Origin of the sequence: Citrobacter sp. Cf116, from assembly GCF_030336505.1 — a bacterium.
Classification (GTDB): Bacteria; Pseudomonadota; Gammaproteobacteria; order Enterobacterales; family Enterobacteriaceae; genus Citrobacter; species Citrobacter freundii.
The window spans coordinates 99,146-124,615 of the sequence record NZ_JAOWEQ010000033.1 but is presented as its reverse complement, the minus strand read 5'-3'; the positions used below and the strand labels follow the sequence as shown (position 1 = coordinate 124,615).

The following is a 25,470-nucleotide window of genomic DNA, read 5'->3' as shown; positions in this document are numbered from 1 at the left end:
ATGGGCTTTTTTGCGTGTGTGCGGGGTAAAACCGCCGGGCTGAACGTATTGTGCAGGCCTGATAAGCGCAGCGCATCAGGTACATCACGACATCGCAGTTATCTTCTGGCCCATTGCGTAACAAAATCAGCTACTTGCTGTATGTTGTTGATATCTAACAATGGAACATCCACCGCCAGCGGAACGTCACTGGCAACCGCTATAACATAGTCATCCATCACCAATTCCTCAGGACTATGCCCGCAGCCTTCGCGGAAAAGTAGGATCTTAGCGACAGGTTCATGCTTAAATCCCTCAACCAACACCATATCCAACGTTGAAGCGTCCATCCGGCTTACCAGATACGCTAAATCCAGTTCGGGCTCTTCCGGTGTTTCTACCATTAATGCCCAACGTTGCTGGCTGGCGACCAGAGTTTGTGCTGCACCAGCTTTGCGTAACTCATAGCTATCTTTACCGGGCTTGTCGACATCCATCTTGTGATGAGTATGCTTAATCAATCCGGGACGTATACCTCTGGCACGTAGTTCCGGGATCAACTTTTTGAGCAGCGTGGTTTTTCCCGTGCCGCTCCATGCCGCAATGGCGAGTAATGGGATCATGATTTTTCCTGCCATTTTGCGAGCTCTTCGGGGGTGTTCACGTTTACGAACGCATCTTTATGATCGCTGAAATCGACAGCATGACCGCCTGCCAAACGCATAAAGACCATAACGCGTCGTTCACCGGACTGAAGATAATCCTGCAGTAAAGGCTGCATAGAGCGGTGCATCAGCGCAATGGTTGGGTGATCTCTTTCGCCATCATGCACCCAGACAACCGGTGCTGCTTTGCGCTGCTCTTTTAAACGAGCGACCAGATCGTGAGGAATATAGGGCATATCGCACGGGCAGAACAAAAACCATTCTCCCGTTTGCTGCAGGAATACCGATAGCATCCCGGCCAGTGGGCCAGGGAAATCGGCCAATGAATCGGGAATAACTTTCAGGCCGCTTTGCTGGTATATATCCCTGTGGCGATTGGCATTAACCACCACGGTTTCGACCTGCAAAGCGAGAATGTCGGCCACATGTCGCCAAAGAGGTTTACCGCCCAGCTCAAGCAGACCTTTATCGGTTCCGCCCATCCGTCTGGCCTTACCGCCAGCCAGCACAACCCCTGTTATTGCACTATCCAGAATCACTGATATCGCCTCTTTTAATGTGGGATTGACCCTGCTAACGTATCTGTATTGAGCCTAAGGAGCACAACCATGAAATGTAAACGTCTGAATGAAGTTATTGAACTCCTCCAGCCTGCCTGGCAGAAGGAACCCGATCTTAACCTGATGCAATTTTTACAGAAACTGGCGCAAGAGTCAGGTTTTGACGGCGAACTGGCGGATTTAACTGATGACATTCTGATCTATCACCTGAAAATGCGTGACTCGGCGAAAGATGCGGTCATTCCAGGTATTCAGAAAGATTATGAAGAAGATTTTAAAACTGCACTACTCCGCGCACGTGGCGTAATTAAAGAGTAAAAGCTTGTAATCGCCGCCACCGAAAGCGCTGCGAAATGATATCCTGAATCATTCGTAGTATTTTCCGGATGATGGGATGAACGACAACGCTTTTAATTTCCAGACGCTACACCCGGATACCATCATGGATGCACTGTTTGAGCAGGGGATCCGGGTGGACTCCGGGCTTACCCCGCTTAACAGCTATGAAAACCGTGTCTATCAATTCCAGGACGAAGACCGTCGACGCTTTGTCGTTAAGTTTTATCGCCCTGAACGTTGGTCTGTCGATCAGATCCAGGAAGAGCACCAGTTTGCTCTGGAACTGGTAAGCGATGAAGTCCCGGTAGCTGCTCCGCTGGTATTCAGCGGCCAAACGCTATTAAGCCATCAGGGTTTCCATTATGCGATCTTCCCCAGCGTCGGTGGACGCCAGTTTGAAGCCGACAACATCGATCAGATGGAGGCGGTGGGGCGCTATCTCGGGCGTATGCACCAGACCGGATGCAAGCGTACTTTTGCCTTCCGCCCAACGATCGGCCTTGAAGAATACCTGACTGAGCCACGTAAAGTTTTTGAACACGCACAGCTAATCCCATCAGGGCAAAAAGCGGCCTTCCTGAAAGCAACGGATGCGCTTATCGCGATCGTTACCGAACGCTGGCATACGCGTTTTACCACGTTACGCCTGCACGGTGATTGTCATGCCGGTAATATTCTGTGGCGCGATGGCCCGATGTTTGTCGATTTAGATGATGCCCGCAACGGTCCGGCTATTCAGGATTTATGGATGCTCCTCAATGGCGATAAAGCTGAACAACGTATGCAGCTTGAAACCATTATCGAGGCTTATGAAGAGTTTAGTGAGTTCGACATCTCTGAAATCGGACTGATAGAACCTTTACGCGCTATGCGTTTAGTTTATTATCTTGCCTGGCTAATTCGACGTTGGGCTGACCCTGCATTTCCAAAAAACTTCCCGTGGTTAACCGGGGAAGATTACTGGCATCGTCAGACCGCGACCTTTATTGAGCAGGCAAAAATTCTGCAAGAGCCCCCCTTACAATTAACGCCAATGTATTAACCGGAGAAACTTGAACATGAAAAAAATATGGCTGGCGCTGGCTGGTATGGTCTTAGCTTTTAGCGCATCTGCAGCGCAGTTCCAGGATGGCAAACAATACATCACTCTGGAAAAGCCAGTTGCGGGTGAACCGCAAGTGTTGGAGTTCTTCTCCTTCTACTGCCCGCACTGCTACCAGTTTGAAGAAGTGCTTCACGTATCTGATAATGTGAAGAAAAAGCTGCCGGAAGGCACCAAGATGACCAAATACCACGTCGAGTTTCTCGGGCCTTTGGGTAAAGATCTGACGCAGGCATGGGCGGTTGCAATGGCGCTGGGCGTTGAAGATCAGGTTACCGTTCCGCTGTTTGAAGGCGTTCAGAAAACCCAGACCGTTCAGTCTGTTGCTGATATCCGTAAAGTGTTTGTCGACGCAGGTATTAAAGGTGAAGACTATGATGCGGCATGGAACAGCTTCGTGGTGAAATCACTCGTGGCACAGCAGGAAAAAGCGGCGGCTGATTTACAGCTGCAGGGCGTTCCGGCGATGTTCGTGAATGGCAAATATCAGGTCAACCCGCAGGGCATGGATACCAGCAGCATGGATATTTTCGTACAACAGTATGCGGATACCGTGAAGTACCTGGTTGGTCAGAAATAAAAGCAAAAGCCGGTCACTGACCGGCTTTTTTATTTGAGGCTTTAATCGCGTCGAGCTGCGCGTCTTTCTCACTCCATAGCGTATTTAGCCAGAGCTGAAACCGACGCTTGAATCCCTTATCGTTCACGTAATCACCGTGCAACTCTTCATGAATTGGCTCCAGATTCACCCGCACGACAATCCGCGTTAACTTACCACTCAGCATGTCGTAGAACGGTCGACTGCTGTTTTCCGGATAGCACAACGTGACGTTCAACATTTTATCGAACTGTGAACCCAGTACATTCAATGCCATTGCAATACCGGCCGCCTTAGGAGGGAGCAGGTTTTGATAGGGCGAGCGGGTTTGCTCACGTTTATCTTTGGTAAAGCGCGAACCTTCGACAAAATTCACAATGGTTGTCGGGTGTACGCGAAATTTCTCGCAGGAACGACGCGTTGTTTCGACATCTTTACCACGGCGTTCCGGATGGCGAAGCAGATAGCCACGTGAATAGCGTTTCATAAACGGCATATCCAGCGCCCAGCAGGCCAGGCCAATAAAGGGTACCCAGGCCAACTGCTGCTTGAGGAAATATTTATTCATCGGGATGTGCTTACGGAACAGAACGCAAAGCACAACGATATCGGCCCAGCTGTAATGATTACAAATGAGCAGATACCAGTTTTTCTTGCTAAGACCTTCCAGTCCTTCAACATCCCACTTCAGCCGTGGATTGAGGTGCAGCAGTAGCGCCAGACCTTCACACCAGCAGTACATCATGAAATTACAGAAGACAGAAACCTTGCGCCAGACGACAGGAATAGGCAAAAGGAGTTTCACAACCCCGGCAAGGATGATCGGCACAGAACAAAAAATCGTGACCAATATGGTCAATACGATACTCAGCAACAGCGTTATCGCAGCGAGTATTCTCGTCATAATTAAATTATTCAAAAGGTTAGCCATAGACAGTGCGCGAAAGAGGCGCAAGGGGCTGATTTTATCAGAAAACGAACCAAATGATGGTTCTTCCCTCAATAGAAAAAAGAGGAATATCTATCCACATCAGGATATAAGCTGTAAAAATGGAATAAAATGCTGTGTATTTATTTAATTCATTGAAATACATGTAAAAATATTATGAGGCAATAATTGCCTTGTTATATTTAAAGAGCTGTAAATTATTTATTCACAAAGTTATCCACAGCTGTCTTTGCGAGCAAAGCAGAAGATCTACAAAAGTTTTTCGACAAATGCGGCGAAAAACTCATGTTTTCATCCTGTCTGTGGCATCCTTTACCCATAATCTGATAAACAGGCACGGACATTATGGTTCAGATCCCAGAAAACCCACTTATCCTTGTAGATGGCTCATCTTACCTGTATCGCGCATACCACGCGTTCCCACCGCTGACTAACAGCGCAGGAGAACCTACGGGCGCGATGTACGGTGTCCTCAACATGCTGCGTAGCTTGATTTTGCAATATCAGCCGACCCACGCGGCGGTGGTATTCGACGCCAAGGGTAAAACCTTCCGTGATGAGTTATTCGAACACTATAAGTCGCACCGCCCACCCATGCCGGACGATCTGCGTGCGCAGATTGAACCTCTGCATGCGATGGTAAAAGCGATGGGGCTGCCATTGCTGGCGGTTTCTGGCGTGGAGGCGGATGATGTCATCGGTACGCTGGCGCGGGAAGCGGAGAAGGTGGGTCGTCCGGTGCTGATTAGCACTGGTGATAAAGATATGGCTCAGTTGGTGACGCCGAATATCACTCTTATCAACACCATGACCAATACGATCCTCGGCCCGGATGAAGTGGTGAATAAATACGGTGTCCCGCCGGAACTGATCATCGATTTCCTGGCGCTGATGGGGGATTCCTCAGATAACATTCCTGGCGTTCCAGGCGTAGGTGAAAAAACTGCGCAGGCTCTGCTGCAGGGGCTGGGTGGGCTGGATACTCTCTATGCTGAATCAGACAAAATTGCGGGGCTGACATTCCGTGGTGCGAAAACCATGGCGGGCAAACTTGAGCAGAATAAAGAGGTGGCGTACCTCTCTTATCAATTGGCTACTATCAAAACGGATGTTGAGCTGGAGTTGACCTGCGAGCAGCTGGAAGTCCGTCAACCGGCAGCAGAAGAACTGCTTGGCCTGTTTAAACAGTATGAATTCAAACGTTGGGTTACTGACGTTGAAGCGGGTAAATGGCTACAGGCGAAAGGGACGAAGCCGGCGGCAAAACCGCAAGAAACTATTGTCGTCGATGAAACGCCTGAGGAGCCGGCTACGGTTCTTTCGTATGATAACTATGTGACGATTCTGGACGAAGCGACGCTGGAAGAGTGGATCGCGAAGCTGAAAAAAGCACCTGTCTTTGCCTTCGATACGGAAACTGACAGCCTGGACAATATTTCCGCGAATCTGGTTGGCCTGTCTTTTGCCATTGAACCGGGTGTGGCGGCATATGTTCCTGTTGCCCACGATTACCTGGATGCCCCCGATCAAATAGCTCGCGATCGCGCGCTGGAGCTGCTGAAGCCGCTGCTTGAAGATGAGAATGCGCATAAAGTCGGGCAGAACCTGAAGTACGATCGCGGTATCCTGGCGAACTATGGCATCGAGCTGCGCGGCATCACCTTTGACACCATGCTTGAATCCTACATTCTTAACAGTGTCGCTGGCCGACACGATATGGACAGCCTGTCGGACCGCTGGCTTAAACATAAAACCATCACCTTTGAAGAGATCGCTGGAAAAGGCAAAAACCAGCTGACCTTTAACCAGATAGCATTGGAAGAAGCTGGGCGTTACGCTGCGGAAGACGCCGACGTTACGCTACAGCTGCATCTGAAAATGTGGCCAGAATTACAACAGCATAAAGGGCCACTGAACGTCTTTGAAAATATCGATATGCCGCTGGTGCCAGTTTTGTCTCGTGTTGAGCGCAACGGTGTGAAAATCGATCCGGCTGTTCTGCACAAGCATTCAGAAGAACTGACGCTGCGTTTGAACGAGCTGGAGCAAAAAGCGCACGAGATCGCCGGAGAAGCGTTTAACCTGTCTTCCACCAAGCAACTGCAAACCATCCTGTTTGAAAAGCAGGGTATTAAGCCGCTGAAGAAAACGCCGGGCGGCGCACCATCAACGTCGGAAGAGGTGCTGGAAGAGTTAGCGCTGGATTATCCGTTGCCGAAAGTTATCCTGGAATATCGTGGGTTAGCAAAACTGAAGTCGACCTATACGGATAAGCTTCCGTTGATGATTAACAAGAAGACCGGGCGCGTGCACACTTCCTATCATCAGGCAGTTACCGCAACGGGTCGCTTGTCTTCAACGGATCCGAACCTGCAAAACATCCCGGTACGTAATGACGAAGGTCGTCGTATTCGTCAGGCGTTCATTGCGCCAGAAGACTACGTGATTGTCTCTGCGGACTACTCACAGATTGAACTGCGTATCATGGCGCACCTTTCACGTGATAAAGGTCTGCTTACCGCGTTTGCCGAAGGGAAAGATATTCACCGCGCAACGGCGGCAGAAGTCTTTGGTTTACCGCTTGATTCTGTGACCAGCGAGCAACGCCGCAGCGCGAAAGCCATTAACTTCGGTTTGATCTACGGGATGAGCGCCTTTGGTCTGGCGCGCCAGTTGAATATTCCGCGTAAAGAAGCGCAGAAGTACATGGATCTCTACTTCGAACGCTACCCAGGCGTGTTGGAATATATGGAACGTACCCGCGCGCAGGCGAAAGAGCAGGGTTATGTAGAAACGCTGGAAGGTCGCCGTCTCTATTTACCGGATATTAAATCCAGTAATGGTGCTCGTCGTGCAGGTGCAGAACGCGCGGCAATTAACGCCCCGATGCAGGGTACTGCCGCAGACATTATCAAACGAGCGATGATTGCGGTGGACAGATGGCTGCAAACCGAGCAACCGCGTGTGCGTATGATCATGCAGGTACACGATGAACTGGTGTTTGAAGTGCATAAAAATGACCTCGAAAGCGTCTCTAAAAAGATCCACCAACTGATGGAAAACGAGACCCAGATTGACGTGCCGTTGCTGGTGGAAGTCGGTAGTGGCGAAAACTGGGATCAGGCGCACTAAGGGTTTACTGAATAACGGCTATTTTTCGTAACTAAGCAACATAAGAGAGAACTTTTTGTGATGTCCATTAGAATTCCCTATGTAAGGAATGAAAAAAAATTACAAAAAGTGCTTTCTGAGCTGCTCAAAAAAGAGTAAAGTTATTCTCGTAGGGTACAGAGGTAAGATGTTCTATCTTTCAGACCTTTTACTTCACGTAATCGGATTTGGCTGAATATTTTAGCCGCCCCAGTCAGTAATGACTGGGGCGTTTTTTATTGTGCGAAAGAAAAGTTTTGTACATGCTGTAGGCCGGATAAGACGCGCAGCGGCGCCATCCGGCAATACGGTGGGTTATTCCCCGTCCTGCATCTCTTCAACCGGTGCCAGTTCACTAAACCAGCTATCCAGTTTTTGCCGCAGTTTGTCCACACCCAGCTTTTTCAGCGATGAAAATGCTTCTACCTGCACATCACCGTTAAATGCCAGTACGGCTTCGCGTACCATATTCAGTTGCGCTTTGCGTGCACCGCTGGCCAGCTTATCTGCTTTAGTCAGCAGTACCAGAACCTGAACGTTGCTCTCAACCGCCCACAGGATCATCTGTTGATCGAGATCTTTTAACGGGTGACGAATATCCATCAGTACCACCAGACCTTGCAGGCTCTGACGTTTTTCCAGATATTCAGCCAGCGCGCGCTGCCATTTACGCTTCATCTCTTCTGGAACTTCGGCATAACCGTATCCAGGCAAATCGACCAGGCGTTTGCCGTCAACGACTTCAAACAGGTTGATGAGCTGAGTACGACCTGGCGTTTTAGATGTACGTGCCAGACCCTTTTGATTCGTCAGGGTATTTAGCGCACTGGATTTGCCTGCGTTGGAACGGCCAGCAAAAGCCACTTCTATACCGGTGTCGGAAGGTAAGTGGCGAATATCAGGCGCACTCATCACAAAGTGCGTCTGTTGATAATTCAAGTTAGTCAAAGCAGTCCTCTCCATCAATCAGGGCTTTGCAGCGATTATACCTGAACCCCAGCAAAAGGCTGGTTTTTCGACGAGTGGGCTGTGTGAGTAAAAACCACGCGCTTTGTGAGACATTGCCGACAGTTTCTATACGAGATGACAGAGTAAAAAATGACAGAACTAAAATAAATCATAGAGTTACATTTGGGCGCTATTCTTAAAATCAGAAATTGTTACCCAGGTTACTTGTACGTTTAAACCAAAACGGTAAAGTAGCGTCCATAGCGAGGAAGCTGACAGGATAGACGACTCAGGATGAGGGTCAGGAGCGCCAGGAGGCGAAGACACAGGATTGTCAGGAAGACAAACGTCCGGAGACGTTAGTAAAAGGAAATGGAAACAACACGGAATGTTAGAGGCTAAGGGAAAAACAGGGTGTGTTGATAGCCAACAGGAATTGTAGAGCCCGTAAGGGTTGAGAGTCAGGAAAAAAGGCGACAGATTACTCTGTCGCCTTTTTTCTTTATTTCTGCTAGATTCCGGCGCAATTATATACTGAATAAAACAGCCAAAGACGAATCATGATGAAACCAACTTCTACACCACGCGGTAAAGGTCCTGCAAAAGCGCGTCGTAAAACACGCGAAGAAATTAACCAGGAAGCCCGCGACCGTAAGCGCCAGAAAAAACACCGTGGTCATGCGGCAGGTAGCCGTGCGTCCGGTAGCGAAGGCGCATCTGGTGGCGGAAACCAAAATAAGCAAAAAGATCCTCGTATTGGCAGCAAAACCCCCATTCCATTGGGCGTGACCGAAAAAGTCACCAAACAGCACAAACCGAAGAGTGAGAAACCTATGCTTTCACCACAGGCTGAGTTGGATTTACTGGAAACGGATGAGCGCCTGGATGCGCTGCTGGAGCGTCTTGAAGCAGGAGAGACCCTGAGCGCGGAAGATCAGTCCTGGGTTGATGCCAAGCTGGACCGCATTGATGAGCTGATGCAAAAGCTGGGTCTTTCTTACGATGACGAGGAAGAAGGGGAAGAAGAAGAAAAACAGGAAGACATGATGCGCCTGCTGAAAGGCGGCAACTAACGGTTTTACACCGTGGGTCTTCCCGTCCTGCTTATAACCCTTCCGGTTATATGTTATCTGGTGTGGTTATTCGTTAAACTACAGCGGTTGTCGCGGCGACAGAAGTGGCTGCGCAACCGACTTATCACCCGTACTGGGGTTAAGTCGGTACGCCGTACCCGCCAGAGACGCCATCGGAAGGAGTGAGCATGTCAGAGCAGTTAATAGACTGGGACCTGGCCCTGATCCAGAAATATAACTATTCCGGGCCACGATATACCTCGTACCCGACCGCGCTGGAGTTTTCTGAAGACTACGGCACTGATGCATTTCTAAAGGCCGTAGCGCGTTATCCTGAGCGTCCTCTCTCGCTGTACGTTCACATCCCGTTCTGCCACAAGCTGTGTTATTTCTGCGGCTGTAACAAGGTCGTGACTCGCCAGCAGCATAAAGCCGATCAATACCTCGATGTCTTAGAACAAGAAATTATTCATCGCGCACCGCTGTTTGCCGGACGTCATGTTAGTCAGCTGCACTGGGGCGGCGGCACGCCAACGTATCTGAATAAAGCGCAAATCAGCCGTTTGATGTCGCTGCTGCGTGGCAGCTTTAACTTTAACGACGACGCCGAAATCTCGATCGAAGTGGATCCGCGTGAAATTGAGCTGGATGTGCTCGATCATTTACGCGCTGAAGGTTTTAACCGCCTGAGCATGGGGGTGCAGGACTTCAATAAAGAAGTTCAGCGCCTGGTGAACCGTGAGCAGGATGAGGAGTTTATCTTTGCGCTGCTGAATCATGCGCGTGAGATTGGCTTTACCTCAACGAATATCGATCTGATTTATGGTTTGCCAAAACAGACGCCGGAAAGTTTCGCCTTTACCCTGAAACGCGTTGCTGAGCTGAATCCAGACCGATTGAGCGTCTTCAACTACGCGCACCTGCCGACGCTGTTTGCCGCTCAGCGCAAGATTAAAGACGCCGACCTGCCCAGCGCGCAGCAGAAGCTGGATATCCTGCAGGAAACCATTTCTTCACTGACCGAAACCGGTTATCAGTTCATTGGTATGGATCACTTTGCTCGGCCGGATGATGAGCTGGCGATTGCTCAACGCAAGGGTGTGCTGCATCGTAATTTCCAGGGTTATACCACCCAGGGTGATACCGATCTGCTGGGAATGGGCGTGTCAGCCATTAGTATGATTGGTGACAACTACGCACAGAACCAGAAAGAGCTGAAGCGCTATTATCAGCAGGTAGACGAGCAGGGGAATGCACTGTGGCGCGGAATTGCCCTGACCCGCGATGACTGCATTCGTCGTGATGTTATTAAGCTCCTGATCTGTAACTTCCGCCTCGACTATGCCGCTGTGGAACAGCAATGGGATCTGAACTTCGCTGACTATTTTGCCGAAGACCTGAAACTGCTGGCACCACTGGCGAAAGATGGGCTGGTGGATGTGGATGAGAAGGGGATTCAGGTTACGCCGAAGGGGCGCCTGTTGATCCGTAATATTTGCATGTGCTTTGATGCCTATCTGCGGCAGAAAGCACGCATGCAGCAGTTCTCACGGGTGATTTAACGTTTTGCCCGGTAGCGCCGCGCCACCGGGCAAACTGCTTAGCTGAACAGCCCAACCAGTGCCGCGCACAGCACTGCGGCAACCGCAGTTTGTGGCGTATGGCTTTCGACCGCACCGCTCGACAGCAGATTAATCATTGATTCCAGCATGATGACTTCCCCCGTTTGCCGGGCACGATCATACTTAACTCATCGGAACAGTAAAGCGCAAAATAGCAGCAATTTGCGCTCAATTATCAATCTTTACACAGTGACGAATCGTCACTCCATTCCGAGTTCTTTTAACTTACGCGTCAAGGTATTACGGCCCCAGCCAAGCAGGCGTGCGGCTTCCTGTTTGTGCCCCTGGGTATGACGTAGCGCGGTGGTCAACAGCGTGCGCTCCATTTCCGGTTGAGCCTCAGAAAGCAGGTTTTGATGACCGGAACGCAAGGCCCGGTCTGCCCACTGTGCCAACAGGGTTGCCCAGCTGTCTGGCTGCATATGGGACGGTGCGTCAGGCACGGTGGTTTCAAACAGCTCGGCTGGTAAGTCCTGAATTAGTACTTCCTGGCCGGCGGCCATGACGGTTAACCAGCGGCAGGTGTTCTCAAGCTGACGCACGTTACCCGGCCAGGCCAGACGGGTCAGCGCCGCCTCGGTCTCCGGGTGTAATTGTTTGGCTTCAACCCCCAGTTCGTGCGCGGCCTCCTGCAGGAAATGGCGCGCCAGACGTGGGATATCTTCCCGACGTTCACGCAGCGGCGGCAAATGCACGCGGATGACGTTCAGACGATGGAATAAGTCCTCGCGGAATTTGCCTTCCTGTACGCGTAGTTCCAGATTCTGGTGCGTGGCGGCGATAATACGTACGTCCACCTTCACGGGCGCATAGCCGCCAACGCGGTAAAACTGTCCATCGGCTAATACGCGCAATAAACGCGTTTGCACGTCCAGCGGCATATCGCCAATTTCATCGAGGAACAGCGTACCGCCGTCAGCCTGTTCAAAGCGCCCCTGACGAATGGTATTCGCCCCGGTAAACGCGCCTTTCTCGTGACCAAACAGCTCAGATTCGATCAAATCTTTTGGGATTGCCGCCATGTTCAGGGCGATAAACGGCGCTTTGACGCGCGGGCTATGACGGTGCAGCGCATGGGCGACCAGCTCTTTACCGGTCCCGGACTCCCCGTTAATCAATACGCTGATTGACGATCGGGACAGGCGGCCAATAATGCGAAAGACGTCCTGCATTGCCGGCGCTTCGCCGATGATGTCAGTTGTTGGGCCGTTGATCTGAACATTGCGCGGCTGCTGCTGTTCCTGATAATGGCTGATGGCACGTTCGACCAGCGCCACGGCTTCATCAATATCAAAAGGTTTGGGCAGATAATCAAACGCCCCTTGCTGATAGGCGCTGACGGCAGCATCCAGATCGGAGTGCGCGGTCATTATGATGACCGGAAGCATCGGATGCCGCTGTTTAATCTGTTTTAACAGCGTTAGACCGTCCATGCCCGGCATGCGAATATCCGACAACAGTACGTCAGGCGTTTTGCTGGCCAGCGCGTCCAGCACCTCTTTACCACTTTCAAATGTGGTACAGCTTAGCCCTGCCCCTGCGAGCGCACGTTCAAGCACCCAACGGATGGAACTATCGTCATCAACGACCCAGACTATTCCTCGTTGCATAAACGTCACCTTATTTCCTGATAGGCAGGTAAACCGAGAACTCGGTATGACCCGGCCAACTGGTAAATTCAATTTTGCCGGAATGTTGATCAATTAAATTGCGGGCGATGGATAATCCAAGCCCGGTACCGCCTTCGCGACCGCTGACCATTGGGTAGAACAGCGTGTCCTGCAAATGCGAGGGAATACCCGGACCGTTGTCCTCAACATCAATCCGTGCCGCCAGGCGATAACGTACGCCGTGCAGCGTGAGCTGAAACGCGGTGCGGGTACGCAGAATGATCTCACCGCCTTCCGCTCCCAGCGCCTGCAAAGCATTGCGCACGATGTTTAACAGAACCTGCTCGATCTGGTCCGGGTCGTGCAGTAATTCGGGCAGACTCGGGTCGTAATCACGAATCAGCGTGACGTTTTCCGGGAGCTCCATTGAGACCAGCGCCACCACGCGCTCCGCCACCTTGTGAATACTTTCCGTGACATGCATGCCAGGCTGTTGTGGTCCCAGCAGACGGTCGACCAGATTACGCAGGCGGTCGGCCTGCTCAATAATGACTTTGGTATATTCGGTCAGCGCCGGGTCCGGAAGCGCTTTACTGAGAAGTTGCGCCGCACCGCGCAATCCACCCAGCGGGTTTTTTATTTCATGTGCCAAACCGCGCACCAGATCGCGGGCGGCAATCTGCTGAGCGTGCTGGAGCTGCTCCTGACTCAGACGTCGCTGGTTATCCATTGGCGCCATCTCCAGCAGGATAAGGCCATCAGGCAGCCTCTGAGCGGTCACTGAGAGGATATGTGAGTGGCTGTCTATCACCAGCGTCACTTCGTTATCCGTAAAGCCCTGGCCTGCTTCCAGGCTCTCTCGCATCAGCCCGATGTTTAAGGAGAAATAACTCAACAGATCGGGAAGCGGTGTACCAAACAGTTTGCGGGAGCTTTGGGCGAGCAGCTGCTGTGCCGCCGGATTGGCGTAATGTACCGCCAGCTCATCGTCGACGAGCAAAATGCTGTTGATTAAAGAATTGAGGATCTGCCCAGCATCGGGCAGCGTGCCGGTTGCCATTCAGCAGTCTCCTGAAAAGTGTTGCACCAATTTAGTGCATTATAGCTTTTTACATCAAAAAAGCGCGAGAAAGCAGGTTGTTAGTGGAGAAAAAAGCCCATCCTGGGATGGGCTACAGATGACTGGCAAACGCAGATGCCGGATGGCGGCTTTGCTTTATCAGGCCTACAAGGTGATGTTACCGGTAGGCCTGATAAGCTTGCGCCATCAGGCGTCCTATCATTCGCCATCGATCTCAAGCCTGCCTGAGCAGGCTAAAAGTTCCACGGCAACTCAAACGATTAAACGCTGTAGTACAGCTCAAACTCTACCGGGTGCGGAGTCATACGCACACGATCATCTTCTTCGCGACGCAGCGTAATGTACGCATCGATCGCTTCATTGGTGAACACGCCGCCTGCAGTCAGGAACTCACGGTCCAGATCCAGTTCTTTCAGTGCTTCTTCCAGAGAACCAGCAACCTGTGGGATCTCTTTCGCTTCTTCCGGCGGCAGGTCATACAGGTTTTTGTCCATGGCTTCGCCCGGGTGGATCTTGTTCTTGATACCGTCAAGACCAGCCATCAGCAGCGCTGCGAAGCACAGGTACGGGTTAGCAGCCGGGTCCGGGAAACGCACTTCGATACGACGCGCTTTCGGAGAAGCAACTACCGGAATACGGATAGAAGCAGAACGGTTACGGGCAGAGTAAGCCAGCATTACCGGCGCTTCGTAGCCTGGGACCAGACGCTTATAGGAGTTGGTGGTCGGGTTAGCCAGGGCGTTGATCGCTTTAGCGTGTTTGATTACGCCGCCGATGTAGAACAGCGCCTGCTCAGACAGACCCGCATATTTGTCGCCAGAGAACAGGTTTACACCGTTCTTGGACAGGGACATGTGGCAGTGCATACCGGAGCCGTTATCACCGAACATCGGTTTTGGCATAAAGGTCGCGGTTTTACCGAAACGGTGCGCAACGTTGTGCACAACGTATTTGTAGATCTGAATTTCGTCCGCTTTTTTGGTCATGGTGTTAAAGCGGGTCGCGATTTCGTTCTGGCCAGCGGTCGCCACTTCGTGGTGATGCGCTTCAACAACCAGGCCCATTTCTTCCATGATCAGACACATGGTAGAACGGATGTCCTGAGAAGAATCTACCGGAGGAACCGGGAAGTAACCGCCTTTCACACCAGGACGGTGACCTTTGTTACCACCTTCGTATTTGGTGGAGGAGTTCCATGCGCCTTCGATGTCATCGATTGCCACATGGGAACCGGAAATAGACGCGCCGAAACGGATGTCGTCAAACAGGAAGAATTCTGGCTCTGGCCCGAACAGAACGGTGTCTGCGATGCCGGTAGAACGCAGATACTCTTCAGCGCGTTTTGCGATGGAGCGCGGGTCGCGGTCATAGCCCTGCAGTGTACCGGGTTCCAGGATATCGCAACGGATGATCAGGGTAGACTCTTCATAGAACGGGTCGATGAGTGCAGTCGACGCATCTGGCATCAGAACCATGTCTGATTCGTTAATGCCTTTCCAGCCACCGATTGAGGAGCCGTCAAACATTTTGCCTTCTTCAAAGAATTCGGCATTTACCTGATGAGCAGGAATAGTGACGTGCTGTTCTTTACCTTTGGTATCAGTGAAGCGTAAATCAACAAACTTCACTTCGTGTTCGTTCAGCATCGTCAAAACGTGTTCAGCGGACATACTTACTCTCCCGGATTGGTCATGGTCGTCGTGGTAACGAAGTCTTCAATTCTGCAAAAAATTGGCCGTGTCGCCGTAAAAAATATAAAGCGAAATCTGTGCCAACTTTTAAATTGCCCCTAAAAGGCGTTATCATGCGCACTATCGTGCAAAGGGGCTGCACCATGAAGGTTGTATTGCACCATTATAGTGCTTTAATGTGAACATTAAGCACCATATTGGTGCAAAGCATGTCAGATTACCCCTTTTAACGCTCCGTGAATGTGATCACAAAGAAACTCTGCAATACTTGTTTGCGGAGGATGTTTGTGATCCTGTTTTGTACTGCGATTAATCCGTGTACAATAACGCGCTATTTCTAAAATGCCTGAGGCAAAGTTGTGATCGAAAATTTGCGTAACATCGCCATCATCGCGCACGTAGACCATGGTAAAACGACCCTGGTAGACAAGCTGCTCCAACAATCCGGTACGTTCGATGCACGTGCTGAAACCCAAGAGCGCGTGATGGACTCCAACGATTTGGAGAAAGAGCGTGGGATTACCATCCTCGCTAAAAACACCGCTATCAAATGGAATGACTACCGCATCAACATCGTTGATACCCCGGGGCACGCCGACTTCGGTGGTGAAGTTGAACGTGTAATGTCCATGGTCGACTCCGTGCTGCTGGTGGTGGATGCAATGGATGGTCCGATGCCGCAGACGCGCTTCGTGACCAAAAAAGCCTTTGCCCATGGCCTGAAGCCAATTGTTGTTATCAACAAAGTTGACCGTCCTGGCGCTCGTCCTGACTGGGTTGTTGATCAGGTATTCGACCTGTTCGTTAACCTCGACGCTACCGACGAACAGCTGGACTTCCCGATCGTTTACGCTTCCGCGCTGAACGGTATCGCAGGTCTGGATCACGAAGATATGGCTGAAGACATGACTCCGCTGTATCAGACCATCGTTGATCGTGTACCGGCTCCGAACGTAGACCTTGATGGCCCGCTGCAGATGCAAATCTCTCAGCTGGACTACAACAACTACGTTGGCGTAATCGGCATCGGCCGCATTAAACGCGGTAAAGTTAAACCGAACCAGCAGATCACTATCATTGATAGCGAAGGCAAAACCCGTAACGGTAAAGTCGGTAAAGTTCTGACTCATCTGGGTCTGGAACGTATCGAGAGCGATATTGCCGAAGCCGGCGATATCATCGCGATTACCGGTCTGGGCGAACTGAACATCTCCGACACCATCTGCGATCCGCAGAACGTCGAAGCGCTGCCGGCTCTGTCCGTTGATGAACCGACCGTAACCATGTTCTTCTGCGTAAACACCTCTCCGTTCTGTGGTAAAGAAGGTAAATATGTTACCTCTCGTCAGATCCTTGACCGCCTGAACAAAGAGCTGGTGCACAACGTTGCGCTGCGCGTTGAAGAAACCGAAGATGCGGATGCGTTCCGTGTATCCGGTCGTGGTGAGCTGCACCTGTCTGTTCTGATTGAAAACATGCGTCGTGAAGGTTTCGAAATGGCGGTTTCCCGTCCGAAAGTTATCTTCCGCGAAATCGATGGCCGTAAACAAGAGCCGTTCGAAAACGTAACGCTGGACGTCGAAGAGCAGCATCAGGGTTCTGTCATGCAGGCTCTGGGTGAGCGTAAAGGCGACCTGAAAAACATGAATCCAGATGGCAAAGGCCGCGTACGTCTTGACTACGTGATCCCAAGCCGTGGTCTGATCGGTTTCCGTTCAGAATTCATGACCATGACTTCCGGTACCGGTCTGCTGTACTCCACCTTCAGCCACTACGACGATGTTCGTGCGGGTGATGTGGGTCAGCGTCAGAACGGCGTACTGATCTCTAACGGCCAGGGCAAAGCAGTTGCGTTCGCACTGTTCAGCCTGCAGGACCGCGGTAAGCTGTTCCTGGGTCACGGTGCTGAAGTTTACGAAGGCCAGATCATCGGTATTCACAGCCGCTCTAACGACCTGACTGTAAACTGCCTGACCGGTAAGAAACTGACCAACATGCGTGCGTCCGGTACTGACGAAGCAACGGTTCTGGTTCCGCCGGTTAAGATGACTCTGGAGCAGGCTCTGGAATTCATCGATGACGACGAACTGGTAGAAGTTACTCCAACCTCTATCCGTATTCGTAAGCGTCACCTGACTGAAAACGATCGTCGCCGTGCAATGCGTGGCGCGAAAGAAGAGTAATTAACGCTCTTTCTCAGGTAAGCATAAAAAAGCCGCTGATTATCAGCGGCTTTTTTTATCATCAGCAGTATCAGAAGAAATACTTTGCCCCAATACGAATCTGGTTTTGTTCGCGATGATAGGGTTCAACATTGCGATCTAACCAGCGTAATTCCAGGTAGGGCAACCAGTGTTCATTGATCCGATATTTAAAGGTATTGGTAATTTCCCAGTGATGATCTTTTCCGTTGCTGCTATTGAAGTCATTGACTCGCATAAAATAGTGCGGTTCAAAGGTATAGGAAAATTTATCGGTAATGGCAAAGTTCCAGTAGTTACCTATTTCATAGGTATCATTATTATCCAGGTCACCGTTCAGGTCGGTTGAACTGTAGTTATTATGATTATATCGATTACGCACGGTAAGATTAAACCATGGCGTAAATTTATAGTTAACATCCAGATAAACAGCACCGCCAGAACCAATACTTTTATCGTTTATTAGCCCGCCAGGTTGGATTGTTAATTTATCTGTCGGTTTAAATAACGGATACCAGCCCTCTATTTCGTTATAGCCGTGTTTTAGCTCATCCTTGCGTTGCATCGTGTAGGTGTTGGTGAGCATGATACCTGCGCCCATATCAGAGTTATAGCCGACGCGCATCATGACCTCTATTTGATCGGACGCCAGGTTATATGCTTCCCGGTTTTCTACATAGGCTCCAGCGAAAGCAGAGGTTGATACCACAGAGGATAAGAAAATTATTGTCGTTAATTTTTTCATGATAAATCCATTTTTTAAGCGTAGGGAGGCCGCCATCCATTTGGATGGAATAGGCGGCTATTATTTTTATACGTTTACAGCAGAGGTATTCTTTTTATTGGTAATAGGGTCCGGTTGGATGTTGTTTTTCTTCCGTTGGCTGATTTCCTCAATAATAAAAGCAAAACGTGTTTCGTTGAGTTTATAAAAGAAGCCCATTGTGAGTGCTGCAATAATTGCAAGTCCGCAAGGCCAGAGAAAAATGAGTTGACGCAAACCGAGCAGGGTAGCATCGCTCTGGGCTATGTTGGGGATATAACCGATTTGTGTCAGCATAATCCCAGGCAGGAAGCCTGCGAGCGCCGCGGAAATTTTGCGCGAAAAGGTATAACCCGTATATACCGAACCTTCCGCACGGATCCCCGTCTTCCATTCGCCATAATCGACCGTATCCGGAACCAGCGCCCAGTTCAGGCTGTTAACAAAAGCGGTTCCGAAGAAGGCCATGCAAGAAAACATCACGAATAAAAATGACGTGCTGCCCCAGAAAAAGTTCAGCACATCGCCGATTGCCCATAGCGCCAGACCGCCGAGGTAAACCTGTTTTTTACCGAAGCGTTTTACAGCTGTGGGAACCAGCAGTACCCCAACCAGAATGCATCCCATGCTGAAGAAACCCATCCACGACAGCAGATGTATATCGTTCAGCACGTACTGGGTGTAATACACCTGAATCGCCAGCTTAATGTTGAATGCCGCCAGCGTGCACAAGTTGGCAACACATAGCACCAATAGTGGAGGGTTACGGAAAATGGCGCAGAACGATTTGAGAATACTGGGTTTATGGTGATCCGGTACGATTTCGATATAGCGTTCCTTCACACCGCTAAAGCACCACCACATACTGAACAGTCCGCAGACAGAGAAGAGCAGTGCGGCAATCAGATAACCCAGCGAAGGCGAACTGACAAATAGAGCCTGAATTGGCATAAAGCCAACGGTACACAGTAACAGGCCTACGGTAGCGCCGCCCTGACGCCAGGCGGCGAGCTGAGCGCGTTCATCTGGATTTTTAGTAATTGCAGGCACCATCGCGCCGTAGGAACAGTTCATCAGGCTATAGAACAGGCCGAACAGCATGAACAACACCGTTGCCAGTCCCGTTTTCACTGTTAGCGTAAATCCTGTCGCTAAAAACTGCGCGCTGGCGACGACGGCGACAGGAAATGAAGCATATAAAATAAAGGGTCTGAATTTCCCCTTTGCGCCAATATTACGCCTTGAGTCCAGCAACACGCCGGTCAGAATATCGGTGAAGGCGGTGAAGAACTTCGCCACCAAAAAGATAATCCCACCGTACCAGGCCGGCATCCCTAGTTCATCGGTATAAAATTTAAGCAGATACAGCGTGCCGATACACAGCATCAAATTTGAGCCGAAGTCACCCACTCCGTAGGCGAATTTTTCACGCAGGCTCAGTTTTAGCGTTAGCGGATCATGAAAAGACATAATCGCTCCTCAATAGCGCCCCGTAGAGCGCTATTCATTATTATTATCAAACGGTTTGTTTACGCGCTTCTATCTCTTCAACGATGCGGACATACATCTTCTCGTTAAGGTTGTAGAAACAGCCCATAGCTACAATGGTGATCACCGCCAACGCGCAGGGATAAATAAAGATCAGCTGGCGCAATCCTTCGACCGTACTGGCAGATTGCACCACGTTGGGGACATAGCCGATTTGCGTCAGCATCCAGCCGGGGAAGAACCCTGCCAGCGCTTGTGACACTTTACGAAAGAAGGTGAAGCCGGTGTATACCGTTCCTTCCGAACGTACGCCGGTACGCCATTCGCCATATTCCACCGTGTCAGAAACCAGTGCCCAGTTCAGGCTGTTGACGAATGCTGAGCCGAAGAACGCCAGGCACGAGAAAGCGACAAAGCTGACGGAACCGCCGCCAAAGAAGTAGTTCAGCAGATCGCCCGCGACCCAAATCAACAAACCGCCGATGTAGACCTTTTTCTTGCCGAAACGTCTGACCATTCCCGGCATCAAGAAGACACCGATGAAGATACAGCCCATGCTGAAAAAGCCCATCCAGGAAAGGAGGATCGGGTCGTTCAGTACGTATTGGGTGTAATAGACCTGAATCGCCAGCTTGACGTTAAACGCGCCAAGTGTACAAAGGTTGGCAACGCACAGAATAAACAGCGGGCGGTTACCTGCGATGGCGCGGAAGGATTGCAGCAATCCCGGTTTTTGCGCGGCATCAACGGGTTTCACTTCCACGTAGCGTTCTTTAACCCCGGCATAGCACAGCCACATAAACAGCAAGCCGAACAGAGAGAATAAGGTGGCGGCGAAGATATAGCCCAACTGTGAGTTGCCTTCGATCAGGTTCATTACTGGCACAAAACCGACGGTGCACAGCAGCAGGCCAAGAGTGGCTCCGCCCTGTCGCCAGGCTGCCAGCGAGGCGCGTTCGTCCGGGTTTTTGGTGATCGCGGGGACCATCGCACCGTAAGAGCAGTTCATCATACTGAAGAACAGTCCGTACAGCATAAACAGTACCGTTGCCATCACCGTTTTACCGGTGACTTCAAATGGTGTACCGACAAAGTTCGCAATCGCCAGCAGCGTCACTGGAAATGCGGCATACAGAACGAACGGGCGGAATTTGCCTTTCGGGCCGATTTTGCGGCGCGAGTCGAGCATAATCCCAGTCCCCATATCGGTAAACGCGGTAAAAAACTTGGCGATAAGGAAAATGATACCGCCATAAGTTCCAGGTAAACCAAGAACATCGGTATAAAACTTGAGTAAATAGAGCGTACCTATGTCCAGCAGGATATTGGAACCTAAATCACCCATCCCATAGGCGAGTTTTTCTTTGAACGGCAAGCGTAGGGTTGCCGGATTAGAAGAGGTCTGACTCATTATTATTCTCCATGTGCCCGTGAGTCTCCCCACGGGCGAGCCGTATTAGATGTTGCGTAAAGTGGCAAACAGTGACGCCCATTCACTCTTCGCGCGATAAAACACCGGAGGCTTGCCAATAGGCGCATCCACGGTAATTTCACCGCCCTGATAGGTTTCCCCGGTCCAGACATTTATCCAGCTATCTTCCGGCAGATACAGGGTCCAGTCGGATTTGCCTTGCTCGTGAACTGGCGCGACCAAAAGATCTTGTCCCAGCAGATACTGATATTTCAGGGTATAGGTACGCGCATCGTCTTCGTAATGCAGGAACAGCGGACGCATCACCGGCAGACCGGTAGCGCTGTTTTGCGCGACGGCCTGTTTGAGATACGGTTTCAGGGTGGTAAACACGGTGGTCATTCGTGCAAAGTGGGCGATGGTTTCAGCATCACCATCAAACTGCCAGTTATCGCCTGGGCGGTTACCCTCGTGGGTACGCATCATCGGCGTGAAGGCGCTGAAGTCACACCAGCGCAGCAGCAGTTCTTTGCTGCGTTTCATGTCAAACAGGGTGGTGTAGCCGCCGATATCGCTGTGGTGCAGACCGTGGCCGGTCATCGCCAGCGACAGCGCCGCAGGAACGACGGAAGCCAGACCGTCGTCAAGGCTCCAGTCCACGTTCTGATCGCCCGCCCACATCATGGTGGAGTATTTCTGGCTGCCGGTGTAACCCGCACGCATAAAGAACAGGATCTCGCCGAGTTTGCCGGTCTCCTGTAGCGCTTCGTAGTTACATTTCGCCCACAGTGCGGGCCAGGCGTTGTGCATGATCTCGGCGCTGACGCCGTTGTGCAGATACGTATCTGTCGGCAGGTATTCGCCAAAATCTGCCATCCAGCCGCCGCAGCCAAGTTCGATCATGTTTTTCTTGATGACCTCTTTGAACCAGTCGTAGGCTTCTGGGTTGGTCAGATCGACCACGCCGCCGTAAAACTCGCCAAACTCTACGAGGTAATCGCCGCCGGATGCATCTTTCGCCAGGTAACCGTGTTTGGCCGCTTCGGCACAGAGATCTTTATCGCTGGCAACATACGGGTTGATGTAGGAGAGGAACTGCACGCCTTCTTCTTTCCACTGCTTAATACGGCTATCCAACTGCGGATAATTGTTGCTGTTCCACTTCCAGTTCCACATCACGCGCTTGCCAAAGGAGGTCATGCGGATCCCGGACCAGTCCTGCGCCCAGATGCCATTTACTTTCACGCCTGCGTTACGCATGGTGTCCAGTTTGCTCTGGCAAACCTCAGTACCGCCCTGAATACCGAGCGTGACGCCATCGTAGATCCAGTCCGGCAGCTCCGGCTGGCGTCCTAACAGCGCAGTCAGTTTTTCCAGCAGAGAGATGTAGGTATCAGCGCACTCAAAGCGCAGGGTGGTTTTGTCCTCCCACAGCGCCAGTTCGTGATACTCCGGCGCGCTGAAGTCGAAATTCATATAGCAACTGTTATCAACGTGGCAGTAGTACTTCTGCGTGCTGACGAAGGTCGGCTGTGGGAAGAAGGTCCAGTAGTAGTCGCCACCGGCGTTCTCTTTACAGTCGGCTTGCCAGGTGACATAGCTGTTTTTGTTTCGGCCCACGCCCTGTTCGCTGGTCCACAGCGGGAACGGCTTACCGCGTAAGTCGAAATAAGAGAACTGTTCGCCGCAGCCGTAAATATGATCGTCCGCCCTGGCGGCCAGACGCAGCCAGATGCGGTTATGGTTGAGATCGCCGTTGTGCAGATCCAGCTTCAGGCGACCCTGTTCATCGGTGGAAATATGCAGCGTGGCGTTGATGGTATCACCGCGGCTGAAATGCACCCGCCAGCCGTCTGGGGACTCGCTTACAGTGGCGCCAGTTAGAGCAATCTTCTCATTGAGCCTGTCTTTAATGCTGAAGTTGCCGCGAAACATGTCAATGTCGGCAACGCCAGCGCCGACCCACAGGCAGGGCGTTTCTGTGCTGTGGCGTAAAATCAGGCGCTGGTGGTACGTTAAAGCAAATCCATCAGGTAATGATGTGAGTTCTATGGCGGTTGACCGTTGTTGTAGCGAATTCATTGTCGTCTCCGTAAAAATAGGGTAATTCGGTAATTTGTCGGAAATCTGTTATTCACTGCCGATTAAAAAATGCATCTGATGTTGTTCTCCGGGCGCGAGATGAATCAGGCTTATTCCGGAGTTATAGGCGTCGGGCGGGCAGCTCATCGGTTCAACCGCCAGGCCGCGCCGTGCTAATTTTTCGCCGGTATACACTTGCAACCAGGGCTGGTGGCTGCGTAAAAAAGTGGACATGTTTTGCGATGGGCTGGTCATCCTGACTTCCCACTCAGCGTCAGGTGGCATAGTCCTGAACGTATGATCGATAGCGGTCTGCGCAATGCGTTGCGGCGTGGTGAAATATCGTTCATCACATGTTTCTTCACTCACCGGGAGTGTTAATTCACAGTCATCAATTGGTTGCAGATTGCAGGTCAAATAGGGATGTGCTCCCGCGCCATACGGCGCGATTTCGTCACCCACATTCTGTGTGTGGATAAAAACGTGCAGTCCACGGGTTGCTTCCAGCCGGTAAATCACCTCTGAAACCAGCGCAAAGGGATAACCATAAGAAGGCGGCAGAAAAATCGTCAGCGACACTTCCGATGCCGACTGCTGGTTAATCTGCCAGTCCCGCCAGGCCAGTAACCCATGAATGGCGGTATGTGAAACCGAGTCGTTAACGGCAAGCTGGTAATCCTTGCCGTTATAGTGATAGCTGCCGTCTACAACGCGGTTTGGCCAGGGGATTAACACTTTCCCCAAGTGTGCCAGCGGCATTTCTTCCGGTTTGTGGGGAATAACGATATGACGCCCACGGTGCGTCAATTCCGCTAGCCCAGCGCCAACCGTGACGATTTTCGCCTGGTAGTGTCCGGCCTGAAGATGAATGGTTTTTCCACCGCTATGCATGGCAGCCCACCTTGTTACTTATTTAGCGTTGATATCCAGCAGACCGGCGGCAACAGCCGGAGCAAGGCCCGGAGCCAGTGGCAGACGTGGGATCACCAGGCAGTGCAGCAGGTGATAAATATCCTGCTTGCCGTCCCAGACTTTGGTGGTCACCTTGTTATCGGTGTCCAGCTCCTGCCACCATGAACCGGTCTCGTAATCCATCAGGTAGGTGATGCAGTAATCCCACCATTTCTGGTACCAGGCTTCGTACTGGCTGTCGCCTGTGAGGGTGTACAGGGCGTAGGCGGTACCCATCGCTTCGACTATCGGCCAGCGCACTCTTTCGCGAACGATCGGTTTGCCGTCCCAATCCACCGAATAGACAAAACCGTCTGCGCCGTCTGGTGCCCAGGCGTCGCGGATAGTGGCGTGGAAAAGTCCTTTTGCATCTTCCAGCAGCCAGGCAGGAGGCGTTTCGAAGCGAGCTTCCAGCGCGGCATGTAGATGCAGCATCAGGCGGCCCCACTCGATCCAGTGACCCGGCGTGCCACCGTAGGCGCGGAAACGGTGAGCTGGGTTGTCCTTGTTGTAATCGCGGATTGGATTCCACTGTGAATCGAAGTGTTCATTGACGCGGTACTCCCCGCTACGGGCCACGTCGTGAATAATCACCGAAGCGATACGCAGTGCGCGATCGAGCCATTTACGGTCATGAGTCACGTCATACACGATCAGAAAAGCCTCGACCGCGTGCATGTTAGCGTTGCCGCCGCGATAATCTTCTGTCTGGCTGAAGGCTTCGTCCCAGGACTCCAGGCACATTTGTTCGTCTTCGCTCCAGAAGTACTTCTCAATCACCTCGATGGCGTCATCCAGCAATTTTCTGGCCTGTGGATGACCGGTAGTGACCGCGCTTGCCGCGCCAAGTAAGACGAAGAAATGCTGATAACCCTGCTTGGAGGCATCCATCACTCCTTCGTCATTGACGCAGGCGTACCAACCGCCGTAGCGTGTGTCGCGTAGCGCGCCGTTCAGCGCCTTAATGCCGTGGTCGACGAGTTGATATGCACCTGGGCGACCCATGGAGGTGGCAACGGAATAGACGTGCAGCATGCGGGCGGTGATCCACAGATGTGTTCCCATATCCGCTCTGACCTGACCACTGTTTCCTAACCAACCAAACCCGGTGGGCACCGCCGCGTTCTTACCAAAGTTAAAGATGCGATCGGTTTCTTGTTCCAGCCAGCGGTTGTGGCTTAGGGTGTTAAACCATTTCATGCTTTGA

Annotated in this window: 22 protein-coding genes and 1 pseudogene; 9 read left to right on the top strand and 14 right to left on the bottom strand. The window is 51.3% G+C overall.

Annotated elements, in window-relative coordinates; genetic code table 11:
* Positions 1 to 98: 98 nt before the first annotated feature.
* Complete coding sequence (mobB, locus tag OGV74_RS05585; RefSeq protein WP_003028613.1) at positions 99 to 602, bottom strand: molybdopterin-guanine dinucleotide biosynthesis protein MobB; 504 nt, start codon at positions 600 to 602, stop codon at positions 99 to 101.
* Entirely contained in the window at positions 599 to 1,183 is a 585-nt protein-coding gene (mobA, locus tag OGV74_RS05580; protein WP_048234242.1) for a molybdenum cofactor guanylyltransferase MobA, read from the bottom strand. The genes mobB and mobA overlap by 4 nt, the downstream gene beginning before the upstream one ends.
* Positions 1,184 to 1,252: 69 nt before the next feature.
* On the opposite strand from mobA, the gene OGV74_RS05575 reads away from it, so the two are divergent.
* The 3 genes from OGV74_RS05575 (at position 1,253) to dsbA (ending at position 3,225) form a co-directional block, all read left to right on the top strand.
* Positions 1,253 to 1,522, top strand: a complete 270-nt coding sequence (locus OGV74_RS05575) for a YihD family protein (RefSeq protein ID WP_003028616.1) — start codon at positions 1,253 to 1,255, stop codon at positions 1,520 to 1,522.
* Positions 1,523 to 1,598: 76 nt separating this feature from the next.
* Positions 1,599 to 2,585, top strand: a complete 987-nt coding sequence (locus OGV74_RS05570) for a serine/threonine protein kinase (RefSeq protein WP_003028618.1) — start codon at positions 1,599 to 1,601, stop codon at positions 2,583 to 2,585.
* A gap of 16 nt (positions 2,586 to 2,601) precedes the next feature.
* On the top strand, positions 2,602 to 3,225 hold the full coding sequence (gene dsbA, locus OGV74_RS05565; RefSeq protein ID WP_003028621.1) for a thiol:disulfide interchange protein DsbA: 624 nt from the start codon (positions 2,602 to 2,604) through the stop codon (positions 3,223 to 3,225).
* 13 nt (positions 3,226 to 3,238) lie between these two features.
* Here the strand turns inward: dsbA and yihG are convergent, their stop codons facing one another.
* Complete coding sequence (gene yihG, locus OGV74_RS05560; protein ID WP_003028622.1) at positions 3,239 to 4,174, bottom strand: 1-acylglycerol-3-phosphate O-acyltransferase, YihG family; 936 nt, start codon at positions 4,172 to 4,174, stop codon at positions 3,239 to 3,241.
* Positions 4,175 to 4,537: 363 nt separating this feature from the next.
* Here yihG and polA point away from each other — a divergent pair, with 363 nt between their 5' ends.
* The gene (gene polA / locus OGV74_RS05555; RefSeq protein WP_086504720.1) at positions 4,538 to 7,324 is read left to right on the top strand and encodes a DNA polymerase I; all 2,787 of its coding nucleotides are present in this window, start codon (positions 4,538 to 4,540) and stop codon (positions 7,322 to 7,324) included.
* A gap of 166 nt (positions 7,325 to 7,490) precedes the next feature.
* The gene (gene spfP / locus OGV74_RS23365) at positions 7,491 to 7,538 is read left to right on the top strand and encodes a small protein SpfP (protein ID WP_071892919.1); all 48 of its coding nucleotides are present in this window, start codon (positions 7,491 to 7,493) and stop codon (positions 7,536 to 7,538) included.
* A 119-nt stretch (positions 7,539 to 7,657) separates the two neighbouring features.
* Here spfP and yihA read toward each other — a convergent pair whose 3' ends face one another.
* Positions 7,658 to 8,290, bottom strand: coding sequence for a ribosome biogenesis GTP-binding protein YihA/YsxC (yihA, locus tag OGV74_RS05550; protein WP_003847926.1), 633 nt, complete (start codon positions 8,288 to 8,290; stop codon positions 7,658 to 7,660).
* A 209-nt stretch (positions 8,291 to 8,499) separates the two neighbouring features.
* Here yihA and OGV74_RS05545 point away from each other — a divergent pair.
* The 3 genes and pseudogenes from OGV74_RS05545 to hemN all read left to right on the top strand — a co-directional run bounded on the left by OGV74_RS05545 (position 8,500) and on the right by hemN (position 10,925).
* A pseudogene (locus OGV74_RS05545) lies at positions 8,500 to 8,685 on the top strand (hypothetical protein).
* 168 nt (positions 8,686 to 8,853) lie between these two features.
* A complete protein-coding gene (gene yihI, locus OGV74_RS05540; protein WP_191229400.1) occupies positions 8,854 to 9,363 on the top strand; it encodes a Der GTPase-activating protein YihI in 510 nt (169 codons plus the stop codon).
* A gap of 188 nt (positions 9,364 to 9,551) precedes the next feature.
* Positions 9,552 to 10,925, top strand: coding sequence for an oxygen-independent coproporphyrinogen III oxidase (hemN, locus tag OGV74_RS05535; protein ID WP_057064277.1), 1,374 nt, complete (start codon positions 9,552 to 9,554; stop codon positions 10,923 to 10,925).
* Between the two features lie 38 nt (positions 10,926 to 10,963).
* On the opposite strand, the gene OGV74_RS05530 is transcribed toward hemN, so the two are convergent.
* The 4 genes from OGV74_RS05530 to glnA all read right to left on the bottom strand — a co-directional run bounded on the left by OGV74_RS05530 (position 10,964) and on the right by glnA (position 15,346).
* On the bottom strand, positions 10,964 to 11,074 hold the full coding sequence (locus tag OGV74_RS05530; RefSeq protein WP_003028631.1) for a YshB family small membrane protein: 111 nt from the start codon (positions 11,072 to 11,074) through the stop codon (positions 10,964 to 10,966).
* A 111-nt stretch (positions 11,075 to 11,185) separates the two neighbouring features.
* Entirely contained in the window at positions 11,186 to 12,595 is a 1,410-nt protein-coding gene (gene glnG, locus OGV74_RS05525) for a nitrogen regulation protein NR(I) (protein WP_003028633.1), read from the bottom strand.
* A 10-nt stretch (positions 12,596 to 12,605) separates the two neighbouring features.
* The gene (gene glnL / locus OGV74_RS05520; RefSeq protein ID WP_003028636.1) at positions 12,606 to 13,655 is read right to left on the bottom strand and encodes a nitrogen regulation protein NR(II); all 1,050 of its coding nucleotides are present in this window, start codon (positions 13,653 to 13,655) and stop codon (positions 12,606 to 12,608) included.
* A 281-nt stretch (positions 13,656 to 13,936) separates the two neighbouring features.
* Positions 13,937 to 15,346 carry a glutamate--ammonia ligase gene (gene glnA, locus OGV74_RS05515; protein WP_003028638.1) on the bottom strand — a complete coding sequence of 470 codons (1,410 nt, stop codon included), beginning with the start codon at positions 15,344 to 15,346 and terminating at the stop codon, positions 13,937 to 13,939.
* Between the two features lie 380 nt (positions 15,347 to 15,726).
* Between glnA and typA the strand changes: the two genes are divergently transcribed.
* On the top strand, positions 15,727 to 17,550 hold the full coding sequence (gene typA / locus OGV74_RS05510) for a ribosome-dependent GTPase TypA (protein WP_003028641.1): 1,824 nt from the start codon (positions 15,727 to 15,729) through the stop codon (positions 17,548 to 17,550).
* Positions 17,551 to 17,620: 70 nt separating this feature from the next.
* On the opposite strand, the gene ompL is transcribed toward typA, so the two are convergent.
* The 6 genes from ompL to yihS form a co-directional block, all read right to left on the bottom strand.
* Positions 17,621 to 18,313, bottom strand: a complete 693-nt coding sequence (gene ompL / locus OGV74_RS05505; RefSeq protein WP_057064278.1) for a porin OmpL — start codon at positions 18,311 to 18,313, stop codon at positions 17,621 to 17,623.
* 66 nt (positions 18,314 to 18,379) lie between these two features.
* Positions 18,380 to 19,801 carry an MFS transporter gene (locus tag OGV74_RS05500; RefSeq protein ID WP_086504721.1) on the bottom strand — a complete coding sequence of 474 codons (1,422 nt, stop codon included), beginning with the start codon at positions 19,799 to 19,801 and terminating at the stop codon, positions 18,380 to 18,382.
* Positions 19,802 to 19,847: 46 nt separating this feature from the next.
* The gene (locus tag OGV74_RS05495; protein ID WP_003028647.1) at positions 19,848 to 21,230 is read right to left on the bottom strand and encodes an MFS transporter; all 1,383 of its coding nucleotides are present in this window, start codon (positions 21,228 to 21,230) and stop codon (positions 19,848 to 19,850) included.
* Positions 21,231 to 21,275: 45 nt separating this feature from the next.
* The gene (locus OGV74_RS05490; protein WP_086504722.1) at positions 21,276 to 23,312 is read right to left on the bottom strand and encodes an alpha-glucosidase; all 2,037 of its coding nucleotides are present in this window, start codon (positions 23,310 to 23,312) and stop codon (positions 21,276 to 21,278) included.
* Positions 23,313 to 23,360: 48 nt separating this feature from the next.
* Entirely contained in the window at positions 23,361 to 24,203 is an 843-nt protein-coding gene (locus OGV74_RS05485) for an aldose-1-epimerase (RefSeq protein WP_086504723.1), read from the bottom strand.
* A gap of 18 nt (positions 24,204 to 24,221) precedes the next feature.
* Positions 24,222 to 25,463: a sulfoquinovose isomerase gene (yihS, locus tag OGV74_RS05480; protein WP_048220080.1), complete on the bottom strand. Its 1,242-nt coding sequence runs from the start codon at positions 25,461 to 25,463 to the stop codon at positions 24,222 to 24,224.
* Positions 25,464 to 25,470 lie beyond the last annotated feature (7 nt).